The organism is Celerinatantimonas diazotrophica (assembly GCF_004339545.1).
GTDB classification, from domain to species: Bacteria; Pseudomonadota; Gammaproteobacteria; order Enterobacterales; family Celerinatantimonadaceae; genus Celerinatantimonas; species Celerinatantimonas diazotrophica.
In genome coordinates this window covers 1-12,667 of the sequence record NZ_SMGD01000019.1, presented here as the reverse complement: position 1 = coordinate 12,667, position 12,667 = coordinate 1, and the positions used below count along the sequence as shown (strand labels likewise).

At 45.9% G+C, this 12,667-nt stretch carries 12 protein-coding genes; 9 read left to right on the top strand and 3 right to left on the bottom strand.

What is annotated here, in order from left to right; translation table 11 throughout:
* The first annotated feature begins 166 nt into the window (after window positions 1–166).
* From dprA to EV690_RS17485, 3 genes are read left to right on the top strand one after another with little or no spacing between them, the layout of a single operon-like run.
* Window positions 167–1,267 carry a DNA-processing protein DprA gene (gene dprA, locus EV690_RS17495; protein ID WP_131914321.1) on the top strand — a complete coding sequence of 367 codons (1,101 nt, stop codon included), beginning with the start codon at window positions 167–169 and terminating at the stop codon, window positions 1,265–1,267.
* Window positions 1,267–1,740, top strand: a complete 474-nt coding sequence (locus EV690_RS17490; RefSeq protein ID WP_131914320.1) for a DUF494 family protein — start codon at window positions 1,267–1,269, stop codon at window positions 1,738–1,740. Before dprA ends, EV690_RS17490 begins: the two co-directional genes overlap by 1 nt.
* Before the next feature lie 60 nt (window positions 1,741–1,800).
* Window positions 1,801–2,391, top strand: coding sequence for a DNA topoisomerase family protein (locus EV690_RS17485; RefSeq protein ID WP_131914319.1), 591 nt, complete (start codon window positions 1,801–1,803; stop codon window positions 2,389–2,391).
* Here EV690_RS17485 and EV690_RS17480 read toward each other — a convergent pair.
* Complete coding sequence (locus EV690_RS17480; protein ID WP_131914318.1) at window positions 2,388–3,521, bottom strand: 5-(carboxyamino)imidazole ribonucleotide synthase; 1,134 nt, start codon at window positions 3,519–3,521, stop codon at window positions 2,388–2,390. The genes EV690_RS17485 and EV690_RS17480 overlap by 4 nt on opposite strands.
* A 2-nt stretch (window positions 3,522–3,523) precedes the next feature.
* Window positions 3,524–4,009 (bottom strand): 5-(carboxyamino)imidazole ribonucleotide mutase, encoded by a 486-nt coding sequence (gene purE / locus EV690_RS17475; RefSeq protein WP_131914317.1) that lies wholly within the window; start codon window positions 4,007–4,009, stop codon window positions 3,524–3,526.
* Between the two features lie 277 nt (window positions 4,010–4,286).
* Between purE and EV690_RS17470 the strand changes: the two genes are divergently transcribed.
* The 6 genes from EV690_RS17470 (at window position 4,287) to mdoH (ending at window position 11,303) form a co-directional block, all read left to right on the top strand.
* Window positions 4,287–4,841, top strand: coding sequence for an L-threonylcarbamoyladenylate synthase (locus EV690_RS17470; protein WP_131914316.1), 555 nt, complete (start codon window positions 4,287–4,289; stop codon window positions 4,839–4,841).
* A 15-nt stretch (window positions 4,842–4,856) separates the two neighbouring features.
* Window positions 4,857–5,777, top strand: a complete 921-nt coding sequence (gene hemF / locus EV690_RS17465) for an oxygen-dependent coproporphyrinogen oxidase (RefSeq protein WP_131914315.1) — start codon at window positions 4,857–4,859, stop codon at window positions 5,775–5,777.
* Between the two features lie 127 nt (window positions 5,778–5,904).
* Window positions 5,905–6,261 (top strand): MaoP family protein, encoded by a 357-nt coding sequence (locus tag EV690_RS17460; protein ID WP_131914314.1) that lies wholly within the window; start codon window positions 5,905–5,907, stop codon window positions 6,259–6,261.
* Window positions 6,262–6,372: 111 nt separating this feature from the next.
* Window positions 6,373–7,191: a shikimate dehydrogenase gene (gene aroE / locus EV690_RS17455; protein WP_131914313.1), complete on the top strand. Its 819-nt coding sequence runs from the start codon at window positions 6,373–6,375 to the stop codon at window positions 7,189–7,191.
* 282 nt (window positions 7,192–7,473) lie between these two features.
* The gene (locus tag EV690_RS17450; RefSeq protein ID WP_224054968.1) at window positions 7,474–9,081 is read left to right on the top strand and encodes an OpgD/OpgG family glucan biosynthesis protein; all 1,608 of its coding nucleotides are present in this window, start codon (window positions 7,474–7,476) and stop codon (window positions 9,079–9,081) included.
* A gap of 8 nt (window positions 9,082–9,089) precedes the next feature.
* Window positions 9,090–11,303 (top strand): glucans biosynthesis glucosyltransferase MdoH, encoded by a 2,214-nt coding sequence (mdoH, locus tag EV690_RS17445; RefSeq protein ID WP_224054969.1) that lies wholly within the window; start codon window positions 9,090–9,092, stop codon window positions 11,301–11,303.
* A gap of 32 nt (window positions 11,304–11,335) precedes the next feature.
* Here mdoH and EV690_RS17440 read toward each other — a convergent pair whose 3' ends face one another.
* Complete coding sequence (locus tag EV690_RS17440) at window positions 11,336–11,878, bottom strand: gamma carbonic anhydrase family protein (protein WP_131914312.1); 543 nt, start codon at window positions 11,876–11,878, stop codon at window positions 11,336–11,338.
* Window positions 11,879–12,667 lie beyond the last annotated feature (789 nt).

The following is a 12,667-nucleotide window of genomic DNA, read 5'->3' as shown; positions in this document are numbered from 1 at the left end:
GGGCTCATATATCCGGCTATTTTAGTCATATCTGCTGGTAAAAAACAGCTTTACCCAATGATTGGGGCATTGCTTTTATCAATCTGTCTCATTGGTCACAGCGATGTTTCGCCATTGGCATGGGGTTGTGTACAATAATTGACAAATAAATCAATTAAAAATAAGTATGAATGATTCAAATAGTTCGGATGTTATTTTGCGCCTGAGTGCGGTGCCTGGAATCGGTCCGAAGAAACTATCTAAATTACTTAGTCATCTCGATATGGATGATCTTGACCAGCTGGATAGCGAGAGACTTGGCAAATATGGTTTTAACAGTCGGCAAATTCAAGCCTATTTAGTGGGCTGCTTGGAGCTTGAGAAAGCTCGTCGCTGGCAACAGGCCTCGTGCAACCATCATATTGTGACGCTTGCCGATTCGACTTATCCGATGCGTTTAAAACAGATAGTAGCACCGCCCCCTGTTTTATTTGTGGTTGGTTCAGTTGACTGTCTTTGCCAGCTCCAAATTGCCATTGTTGGGAGTCGACAGGCCGGCGTGGTTGCCAAACAACAAGTGAGCCACATCGCTGCTCAGTTGGCGGAATGTGGGATAGTGATTACCAGTGGCTTGGCCTTGGGAATTGATGGCGCAGCCCATCAGGGGGCCCTTGAGAAAGGACGCACGATTGCTGTGATGGGGACCGGATGTGATCGTATATATCCGGCCCGGCATCGCCATCTGGCACAACAAATTAGTGAGGCCGGGGCGCTGGTGAGTGAGTTTTTCCCGGGAACTGCTGCCAATGCGCAGCACTTTCCACGGCGTAATCGGGTGATTAGTGCTTTAAGTGTCGGCGTTGTGGTCTCTGAAGCGGCACTTAAAAGTGGCTCTCTGATTACTGCCCATTATGCGCTGGAACAAAATCGCGAACTATTTGCTATTCCTGGAAATATAGACAACCCTTTAACTGAGGGGCCTCATCGATTAATTCAAGATGGGGCTAAACTCATCACGTCAGCAGCCGATATCTTAGAAGAGGTGATTCCGATTTCACCAGATATTTTGGACAAAACGGCATTACCATCAGATAATAGTTGCCAACAACAATTGCCAACGGGTGGATTGTTGGATAACGTAGGTTATGAGACGACATCAATTGATCAAATTGTCGAGCGCAGCTTACTGCCCGTAGAACAAGTCGTCGGAGAACTGATTGAACTGGAAATGTCTGGTTTTATTGCTGTTGTACCCGGCGGTTATGTCCGATTGAGGAGGAACCCGTGATGTTTGATATCCTCATGTATCTTTTCGAAACCTACATCCATAGCGATGTTGAGTTGTTAATGGATCATGATGAGCTTACCGATGAGCTTACTCGTGCAGGTTTTCGAAAAGAAGAAATCTATAAAGCTTTAGATTGGCTGGAGCAGCTTGCTGCACTTCAGGAAAGTGATACTCATCCGTATCTGAATCCGTCTGCAACACCCGCAATTCGTATCTTTACTGCCCCAGAAATGGCGAAGTTAGATGTAGAATGTCGCGGTTTTTTAATGTTCTTAGAACAGATTAAAGTGTTGACAGCAGAAACTCGCGAGATGGTCATTGACCGGGTAATGGAATTGGATAGCCCTGAAATTGAACTTGAAGATCTCAAGTGGATTATTTTGATGGTGCTGTTTAACGTTCCTGGCAGTGAGTCAGCTTATCAGCAAATGGAAGAACTGATTTTCGAAGTGGGTGATGGCATTTTGCATTAACAGAGATCTGTTATGATGGCTCTCACTCGTCATCATTGACAGATTAATGTTAAGAGATTTATGGCTAAGATAGACCCAAAACTGTTTTCTGCGCACAAACATGCGCTGGAAGGCCCTGATGAGCCTTGCCCAAAATGTGGTGCGCCACTTGTGTATCAGCATCGCAAAAACGGCTCTTTTATTGGTTGTAGCCGTTATCCTGAATGTGATTATACCCGTGCTTTGCATGATGAAAGTACTAAAATTGAAAAGCCTTTACCCGGCACTGAGTGCCCTGAGTGTGGCCGGGAATTGGTGTTGCGTAGTGGCCGTTATGGGTTATTCGTTGGCTGTAGCGGGTTTCCTGAATGTAGCCATATTGAGCCGCTCAATGCGCAACCAAGCGAAGCGGACATCCTTTGTCCCAGTTGCCATGAAGGCAAAATCGTGCGTCGTCAATCGCGCTTTGGTAAGACGTTTTATGCCTGTAACTGTTATCCCAAGTGCAAATTTGCAGTGAACTACCAACCCGTGATAGGGAACTGTCAGTTTTGTCAGTTTGAGTTGTTAGTCAAACGCTCGAAAGGCGGACATGAGCGTTTGTATTGCGCCAGTAAAAAATGTGGGAAATTGCAACCGGAGCCTGAAGATGACTCCGGTGAGCATATTTAAGAGTTCTCTAGATACTCATGTAATCCGGGGTATTGCTCCCGAGGTAACCATTTGGCCGTGACGTTAAGTTGTTCGATCAACTGTGCAGCATCTTGGGCGGTAACGTTGATATGGCCCATTTTTCGACCTGGCCGTTTGGATTTACCATACCAATGTACCCGAGTGCCTGGCATTGAGTAGATATCCGGTGCGACTTCATCTTGACCTAAGATATTGATCATGGCGGTGGGCGTTCTAAGCTGTGTGTCACCCAGTGGCAGGTTCGCTACCGCACGAAGATGGTTATCAAACTGGCTGACGAATGCCCCTTGTTGGCTCCAGTGCCCAGAATTATGCACACGGGGGGCAATTTCATTCACCAGCAGTTTTTCACCGACAACAAATAATTCAATGGCTAATACACCCACGTAATTGAGCGTGTTGGCGATGGCTTCGAATATTTGCTGCGCCTGTGCCTCTAGGGCCTCACTTTGCTTGCCATCTACAATGGATAAGTTGAGCACCCCTTGATAATGATGGTTGACCGCTAATGGATAGACTTTGATTGAGCCATCATGGGTACGCGCACCAACTAATGAGACTTCGCGATCAAATGGGATCATTTTTTCGCCGACAATGGCTTGGTGCGGATTCGCTTCTAAAAATGCTGCAAGTTCCTGCCAGAGTGCTTGAGCATCCTCCATTGATTTTAATCGCCACTGGCCTTTGCCATCATAACCCGCGCGTGCGCTTTTTAAGACCATTGGTGTGGCCAGTTTGCTCAATGCTTGTTCAAAACTAGCCCGATCGGTGATAATGACATGGGGAGCATTGGCAACATTTGCTTCATCGAGCAGCTGTTTTTCTTGACAGCGATCCCCGCCGGCCTTAATGGCTCGGGCGTCGGGATACATTTTGCCGCTTTTCTCACAGGTTTCGAGAACATCGTAGGGGATGTGTTCAAACTCGCTAGTGATAACATCCGCCCAGTCAATTGCTTGGCTCAGCGACTGCTCATAGCTATCGCCTGAGAGTGGATGAACAACTTTGCCTGGGCCCACATCAAAAGCTCTGAGCTCAAGGTTAAGGGGTAATCCATCCAGTGCCATCATGCGCGCGAGCTGACCGGCCCCTAACACTAAAATCTGCATCGTTACTCCTCGCTTGGGTCGGGATGAGAAAGAACTTGCTCCGTCTGCTCTTGGCGGAATGCATCAATCTTTTTCATGAGTTCAGGATCGCTTGTTGCCAAGATTTGCGCGGCTAACAGCCCGGCATTGGCAGCGCCTGAATCGCCGATAGCTAAGGTTCCAACGGCCACACCTTTAGGCATTTGCACAATGGATAACAGCGAATCCATCCCTTTGAGTGCTCGTGATTTAACCGGAACCCCTAAAACGGGGAGCGAAGTAAAGGCGGCACACATTCCGGGCAAATGTGCGGCTCCGCCGGCCCCGGCAATAATCACTTTAATGCCACGCTCGTTGGCGCTTTGTGCGTAGTCGGCTAACAATTGGGGGGTGCGATGAGCCGAGACGACTTTGGTTTCATATGCGATGTTAAACTGGTCCAACATGGTGGCGGCATGCAACATGGTTGGCCAGTCGGACTTAGAGCCCATAATAATTCCGACTTTCATTTCCGACTCCTATGAGTTTGCTGCTTATATCGAAACGATTGGCATTATATACACAAATGTCCACCTGTGCAGACTTGTTCACATTTGCTATCGCGTGCAAAATAATGCGCTGTGCCTAATCTGAAGTGAGCGGTCCATAGCAAGACTGTCACATCGGGAATTAATCGCGTATGGTCGCGACGTTGAGAGATGTTAATCAGTTTGTGATTTTTATCTTTTTTGCTGAAAGGTTTGGCTGTGCCAATTTTGAGTTATGCGTAACAATGAGGAAATAACGTTGAGTAATCTTGATCAAGCGGTCAGTGCGCTAAAACGCGGAGAGGTGATTGCCTATCCGACGGAGGGTGTTTTTGGTTTAGGTTGCGATCCGGATAATCCTCAGGCGATTCAACAATTATTGACGATTAAACAGCGCGCTAAAGAAAAGGGACTGATCTTGATTGCCGGTAGTTTTGAACAGCTCGCCCCATACGTTGATATACACTCATTAAGCGAGTCGCGTCGTCAGCAGATTTTTGCAAGCTGGCCGGGGGCTGTGACCTGGGTGTTGCCGACATCGAAAAAAACAAGTGATTGGGTCAGTGGCCAATTTGATACCGTTGCCGTGCGTGTCACCGATCATTCTCAAGTGATCGATCTGTGTCAGGCCTTTGGCAAGCCACTTATTTCAACCAGTGCGAATCTATCGGGTCAGCCTGCTGCTCTTTGCTACGAAGAGGTCGTTGCCCAGCTAGGGAACCAACTTGATACTATTTTGCAGGGGCAAACGGGTGGACGTAAAAAACCGAGTAAGATTATAGATGGCCGCAGTGGTCAGATCTTTCGTGAATAAAAAAGAGAGTCATTGATGGTCACGGTTAATCGAGAGCAAGTATTTGAGTATTTAAACACACTACAAGATGAGATTTGTAAGGCGTTTGCTGCATTTGATAACAAGCCGTTCGCCATTGATTCTTGGAGCAAAGATCCGAGTGAACGAGGGTTAAAAGGCGGCGGTGAGAGTCGGATTCTAAACAACCAAGTTTTCGAGCAGGCGGGTGTGAATTTCTCGCATGTGCAAGGTGATACGCTGCCACCCTCAGCGAGTGCCAATCGTCCTGAGCTAAGCGGATGCAAGTTTGAGGCGATGGGGGTCTCTGTGGTCGCACATCCGCTTAATCCATATGTGCCAACCAGCCATGCTAATGTTCGCTTTTTTGTGGCGGATAAGCCGGGGCAGGAGCCTATCTGGTGGTTTGGTGGGGGATTTGATTTAACACCGTTTTATCCATTTGACGAAGATATTCGCCACTGGCATCAGGTCGCCCATGATCTGTGTGTGCCATTTGGTGAAGAACGTTATCGTGAGCATAAGAAGTGGTGTGATGAGTATTTTTATCTGCCTCATCGACATGAGGCGCGCGGTGTTGGTGGATTATTTTTTGATGATCTAAATAGCCCTGATTTTGCCAGTTGTTTTGCCTACCTTAAAGCGGTAGGGCAGGGATTTTTAGATGGTTATTTACCGATCGTCAAACGACGTATGGCGCATCCATACGAGCAGGCACAAAGAGACTTCCAATTATATCGTCGTGGCCGTTATGTGGAGTTTAATTTAGTTTACGATCGCGGTACTTTGTTTGGCTTGCAAAGTGGGGGACGAACGGAATCGATTTTGATGTCCATGCCACCTTTGGTTCGCTGGCAATATGGGTATCAGCCTCAGGCTAATTCAGATGAGTCTAGGCTTGGCGAATATCTCAAGCCTCGCAATTGGTTAGATGAATGAGAACCAAGATTGATTTAAACAAAAAATTCATCATTTTTGCTTGCATGTTTACTTACTTTAGATTATTTACTCACTGTGAAAGTTAGTTGTGATGCTATGCATCGTTTTAGAAGAGATGAAGCTAGTGATGAGTGGATCTTTTGCAACGAATCGTCGTTTTTATGACGACAAGCATTTTCCAAGAGGGTTTTCACGCTCTGGGGTTTTTACGATTAAAGAAGCGCAGGTGTTAGAAAGCTTTGGCCACGCATTTAAAGAGCTTGATGAACAAATTCGTCAGCCGAATGATGTGGTTGAGCAACATTTTGTCGCTGTTTGTCGTGGTGAACAAACCGCTGAATCGCTCGAGGAAAAAACTTGGCTTAAATTTAAACAACGTACTGGGCGTCGTCGTTTTCATGCTCTGGTTGGATCGCCGAAAGTAATAGCCGGCAATGATGACTATGTAAGCAATGATGATGATGATGTTGCTCTGGAAGATTAATATGATAAATACAGTGGCATTAGCCACTGTATTGTAATTGCTCCTCGAAATTACCGTGAAAAATCGCTAAGGTGTGATGATTATTTACTTATTTTCAACCTGAGGCGTATTGTGGATCGTTATGCAGTGATCGGTCATCCGGTTAGTCATTCCAAATCTCCGTTTATTCACACCCTTTTTGCCCGTCAAACCTTTCAGCAGATGACTTACGAAGCACTTGACCTTCCTGAAGATCGTTTCGTAGAAGGGATCAATGTGTTATTTGCAAATGGATTACGCGGTTGCAATGTGACCGTACCGTTTAAGCAAGAAGCTTATCATTATGCGCAGCAACTGACTGAGCGGGCCAAGTTGGCTCAGGCCGTTAATACCCTGAAGGTCACCGATGACGGTATTATCTTAGGTGATAATACCGATGGAGCAGGGTTGCTCGCGGATTTAAAACTCGAGTTTGGCGGACTTGAAAATCAGAAAATTTTGCTGGTGGGCGCAGGCGGCGCTGCCCGTGGTGTATTAGGCCCGTTACTAAAAGCCAATCCCGCCCAAGTCGTTATTTGTAATCGCACGCCAGCTAAAGCCAAGGCGCTTGCAGACCAGTTTAGCGATTATGGTCATGTGGATTATTCATTAATTGAAGCGCTGGATGAGTCATTTGATTTAATTATTAATGCTACCTCAGCCAGTCTGAGTGGTCATGCATTGGCGCTGCCAGATGCGCTCATTCATCATAAAATTTGTTGTTATGACATGATGTATATGTCTGGATTGACGCCTTTTAATCAATGGGCTAAAAATCTGGGGGCCCGGCAAGTGCTTGATGGTGTGGGAATGTTAGTCTCTCAAGCGGCTGAAAGTTTTGCCATCTGGCGTGGTTTACGCCCTGGAACTCGTTCTGTTATTAACGAATTACGTCGAAACCTGCGTACTTAATCAATGTAATCGATTTGAATGGGATAATAACTACTCTATGGGGAAATCGATATCTATATTTATGGATGTTCTTTTTTAATAAGCTCAATTATATTAGTCGTCATGTTTTTATCTTGTTGTTTATTTTGAGCTAAAGACTCTTAATAAAAGTATTAGCGACTATTTCATGAAAATGATGAATAAATAAACAATAGAGAGATCCCGATGTCATAGGGGAGCGACAAAATAACAAGATGATTCCCTAATTAGCGTTTAAATAACGTACCAGTAAAGGTAGATTTCATGAAGAAAACTCAGAAGCACCAGATGGGTAACTTGTGGCAGAAAACACAGCAAATTGTTGTTGCCTTTTCACTGGTTTCAGTGACCGCCAGTTATGCATATGCTGATGATACGATGAATGGGGACCAACCTCCTCAGCCTTATGTTCAATATACCAAAAGTGGTCCATATGACCGCAATCAAGTTATCCAGATAGCAAAAAAACTGTCGCACTCGCCTTATCAGGCACCGCGAGAACCGCTGCCGAAAAAACTTGTCGATATGTCATTGGCAGATTATCAAAATATTCTTTTCCAACCGGCTCAGGCGATCTGGGGCAAAGATAATTTACCATTTAAAATGCAACTGTTGATGCGCGGCTCTTATTTTAAGATGCCGGTTGAGATTGCGAAGGTTGATGGTGATCAAGCGCAGCATATTGCTTTTTCACCTAAATATTTTACCAATACCGCGGGTCAGGCGTTGCCATTGCCTGAACAAGATATTGGTTTTTCTGGCTTAAGTTTGTATTACCATCTCAATCAGCCTGAAACTTATAACAAAGTGATGCAGTTTCAAGGCGCTAGCTATTTTAAGGCAATTGGTAAAGGTGAAAGCTGGGGGGCATCTGCTCGTGGTTTAGCGATTGATACAGCCGATCCGAAGGGTGAAGAGATCCCAGTTTTTCGGGCTTTCTGGGTAGAAAAACCTAGTGCCAGCAGCAATAGCATCGTCGTGAATGCATTGCTTGATAGTCCGAGTGTAACCGGTGCCTATCGTTTTACGATTCGACCCAATGATGACACGGTAGTGGATGTCGAGGCTTCGCTGTTTCCACGTAAGGACATTCGAAAAGTTGGATTGGCACCGATGAACAGTATGTATATGTTCTCAACCAATGATCGCCAGAATATCGATGATTATCGTCCTGAAGTGCACAATTCTGACGGACTGTTAATGGTGAATGGTAAAGGTGAACGTCTCTGGCGTCCTTTGAATAATCCCAAAACCTTGCAGATGAGTAGTTTTGTTGACGAAGCTCCGATTGGCTTTGGTTTGATGCAACGTGATCGCAAGTTTTCTGATTATCAGGATCTAAAAGCCAATTTTCAGGACCGTCCTAGCCTTTGGGTTGAGCCTATTGGTAACTGGGGCAAAGGTAGCGTGACACTCATTGAAATCCCATCGGATAGTGAAATCCATAACAATATCGTCGCATATTGGCAGCCTAAAGATCCGCTAAAAGCAGGCAGTGAATATGACTTTTCGTATCGCTTGCATTGGGGACAGTCACCACATCCGCCCAGTAATACAACCTATATCGTTAGTGGTACTTACAGTGGTCAGGCTCCAGGGAGTTCTGATGCAAACAAACGGATATTTGTGATTGATTACTCGGGGGCGAAAGGCAAATCTGTGGTAAATGCTCCGATGCCCACCGTAAATGTCACAGCTTCTGCTGGCAAAGTATCAAATGTTTCTCTGGTGAAAAACCCACATAATCCGGGATATCGCGTACGATTTATCCTTGATGCGGATGGGCAAAAATCGTCGGAGCTGCGGGCGGAACTAACTTTTTCCGATAATCGTAAAGCTGAAACTTGGCTTGATCGTTGGACTGCTAATTAATCGAGGTCATGATGCAAGAAACTCCTAACTCATGTGAGCCGGGAATGCCGAATGAGCATCGAGCCGAAATGCCAGCACAGGATCTCCATCATTTTAGTGCTGCTCAAGTTCGCCAACCGATCAATCGCAGTGCGGTGCGTTCATTGTCTTGGCGGCGCATATTGGTACTGGGTGGGGCATTAGTAATCTCTGCTTTAGCCATTAATGAAATGCGGGCTGTATTAGGAATTGGCGGTTTAACTCCGCTGGAATATATGGTTCTGATTTTATTCGCACTGACCTTCTGTTGGATTACGGTGGCGTTTACTGGTGCCATTGCTGGATTTTTTTCGGTGCTGGCCCGCTCCAATAAAGAAGTGCAGTGGTCTGATGAGCCTATAACGACTCGTACAGCAGTACTAATGCCAACCTATAATGAAGATCCGGCTCGACTATTTGCCGGTCTTGAGGCAATGGCCAGACAAGTTGTTGAAGCCGGTGGGCAAGGGCATTTTGACTGGTGCATTATCAGTGACACGACAGATGCGGATATGGCTCGTAAAGAAGAACAGGCCGTGATGCTGATGCGAGAGAATATCGGCGATAAAGTCAATATTTATTATCGTCGCCGCCGCCAAAATATTGCCCGTAAGTCGGGGAATGTTGAGGATTTCTGCGTGCGCTGGGGAAGTTTATATGATCATCTTTTAGTGCTCGATGCAGATAGTCTAATGAGTGGCCGCGTGATGGTCGAAATGGCGCGGCGGATGCAGCAAAATCCTGACTTGGGTCTGCTACAGACGATTCCTCGTTTAATTAATGGGACGACGCTTGTGGCTCGCTTGCAGCAGTTTGCTGGACGCGTGTATGGGCCGATTGTCGGGTCTGGATTGTCTTGGTGGACGCAAAAAGAGGGCAACTTCTGGGGGCATAACGCAATTATTCGGACCAAGGCATTTATGCAATCTGCGGGGTTACCTAAATTGCCAGGTAAGCCACCATTTGGTGGCCATATTTTAAGCCATGACTTTGTCGAAGCGGCGTTGTTACGTCGTAGCGGCTGGAGTGTTGAGATTGCAGATGATCTGAATGAATCATATGAAGAATCACCGCCGTCGATTATTGATCTAGCCGTACGTGACCGACGTTGGTGTCAGGGGAATCTGCAGCATTCTCGGGTGATCGGTGGCAAACGTCTGCATTGGGTCAGTCGTATGCACATCATGACTGGAATTATGTCCTATCTGTCTTCTCCACTATGGCTAATGCTAATTATTTCAGGCCTTTTGTTAGCACTGCAATATCAGTTTGTGCGCCCTGAATACTTTCCGCAAGGATATTCGTTGTTTCCCACTTGGCCGCTGATGGATCCTGAACGAGCCTTACGGTTATTTGTCGTGACGATGGGGATCTTATTTGGTCCGAAAGTACTGGGGCTCATTTCGTTTCTCTGGGATAAAAAAAGTCGCAGCGAAGCAGGAGGCTTCTTAAAAGTATTGATAAGCTTCATCGTTGAGATGATTGTTTCAGCTCTGATAGCCCCCATTATGATGCTAATCCATTCGGGGGCGGTGACCTCTATCGTGTTAGGTCAAGATAGTGGTTGGAATCCGCAGCGTCGTGATGATGGGCGTATCCCTTGGATAGAGCTGTGGCATCGTCATCGTTGGCATGTGATTGGCGGAATGATCCTGGCGATATCATCATATGTAATTTCACTCGATGTTCTAGCTTGGTTGTCGCCAGCAATTATCGGTATGGTGTTAGCGGTGCCGCTGTCATCATGGACAGGCTCAAATAAAATAGGTCAGGTGATTAAACGTTGGGGTATTTTAAAGATTCCCGAGGAAGCTCAGTTGCCACCTATCTGGCAAGAGATGGAGCAAGCATTGGCAACGTACGAACAACAGCTTATCCAAACGCCATCATTAATTGATATCGCCAGTGATAAAAGCTGGTTTAACATCCATATGCAATTGATGGATCGTTATGAGTCAAGAGAGGCGGGGGATGTCGAAGCTATCGATGCAACCGCGGCAATTAAAATTGCGGATGCGCACAGTATCGAACAAGCCGTCAGCTTTTTGAATGCAAAAGAACAGGCCCGGGTGCAAAACACTCCGGCTCTGATGCAAGCTTTAGCGGGCTTACCAAGAGTGGATTCGCCGAGATTGAATGCCCCGCAACACGAGCAAACGTCACAAGAAGGGCAACGCTTGCTAACATTGCTACATAATTTGTAGATTTACACGGCAACGGCCAGATAGTGAATGTGTTATTTGGCCGATGCCTCGCTGAGGTATTCATCTTTTAGGATGCGATAGTTTTCAGCTGATTGTTTTAAAAATTTAATTTCATCGTCTGTGAGTGCCCGGGCTCTTGTGACGGGACTGCCCATATATAAATAGCCTGATTGTAAACGCTTGCCCGGTGGTACCAAACTACCAGCACCGACCATGACATTGTCTTCAATGATCGCACCATCTAACACGATAGCGCCCATTCCAACTAATACGCAATTCCCAATGCAACAGCCATGTAAAGTGGCATGATGGCCAACTGTGACATCATCCCCGATATACAGTGGATAGCCGGCTGGGTTTTTCTCACTATGCCGCGTGACATGCAGGACACTGCCATCTTGAATGTTAGTGCGTTGACCAATTTGAATCTGATTGACATCACCACGGGCTGCGACCTGTGGCCAGATACTACTGTCATCTTCAAGTTGGATATCCCCAACGAGCACGGCGGTTTCGTCGACATAAACTCGCTTTGCTAACGTCGGTGATTTGTTCTGATATATCTTTAAAACCATAGCTATCCTCGTTCTTTACTGAGAGTGGCTATACTTTACCATAATGGTGAGGTATGCCTGAGGGAATCCTAATTATCTCTTGATGAATGTCATATCTTAAAAAATTACCGATTCACTAGGGACTGTTGATCTTTGGTGGTTGAATTTTGTTCAAATTAAACGCATTTTGAACGCGGCGCCCCCTGCGTCGCTTAATGAGTTAAGCAAGCAGGGTGCAACAAAGTTCAGGATGCGTTTAAATGAACCCCAAGGGCAGTATCTGAGAGGAATTTATCCAGCGTTAAACGTTCTTTGTGGCCAATAACTACACGGCACAACGTTTGCCTTGCCTAAATCCCTCTCAGATTTCTGCAAAACTAATTACAAAAGGTCAACAGTCCCTAGGTGTGCCGTACCCAAAAATGGGCTGAAGTTGTATAAAATACCATCGTTTTCGTCATTCCATGTCCAAAATTGGATGAAATCTCTACAAGTAATCAAAAAGTAGAGAAAAATCACAAAAACCGCTTGCGTAAAACTGCCGTATCCCTATAATGCACCACCACTGACACGGCACACCGCTTCAACGGTTGCTCTTTCAGGGTTTCAGCCGGGTTTATCGCGGTTGAAACGGAAAGCAAAAAACGAAAATAATCGTTGACAGACTTTCCGCTGATGCGTAAGATGCGCATCCGCTTCAACGGCAAAGTGCTGATGAAGCAACGTTCTTTAACAATCTATCAAGCAATCTGTGTGGGCACTCACAGAAGATGATTTGCAAAATGATTTAATCATCGACTGTTAGTGACT

Coding starts and splice junctions, on each gene's coding strand:
- dprA (WP_131914321.1), top strand. CDS start 167: ATGAATGATTCAAATAGTTCGGATGTTATTTTGCGCCTGAGTGCGGTG.
- EV690_RS17490 (WP_131914320.1), top strand. CDS start 1,267: ATGTTTGATATCCTCATGTATCTTTTCGAAACCTACATCCATAGCGAT.
- EV690_RS17485 (WP_131914319.1), top strand. CDS start 1,801: ATGGCTAAGATAGACCCAAAACTGTTTTCTGCGCACAAACATGCGCTG.
- EV690_RS17480 (WP_131914318.1), bottom strand. CDS start 3,521: ATGCAGATTTTAGTGTTAGGGGCCGGTCAGCTCGCGCGCATGATGGCA.
- purE (WP_131914317.1), bottom strand. CDS start 4,009: ATGAAAGTCGGAATTATTATGGGCTCTAAGTCCGACTGGCCAACCATG.
- hemF (WP_131914315.1), top strand. CDS start 4,857: ATGGTCACGGTTAATCGAGAGCAAGTATTTGAGTATTTAAACACACTA.
- EV690_RS17460 (WP_131914314.1), top strand. CDS start 5,905: ATGAGTGGATCTTTTGCAACGAATCGTCGTTTTTATGACGACAAGCAT.
- EV690_RS17450 (WP_224054968.1), top strand. CDS start 7,474: ATGAAGAAAACTCAGAAGCACCAGATGGGTAACTTGTGGCAGAAAACA.
- mdoH (WP_224054969.1), top strand. CDS start 9,090: ATGATGCAAGAAACTCCTAACTCATGTGAGCCGGGAATGCCGAATGAG.
- EV690_RS17440 (WP_131914312.1), bottom strand. CDS start 11,878: ATGGTTTTAAAGATATATCAGAACAAATCACCGACGTTAGCAAAGCGA.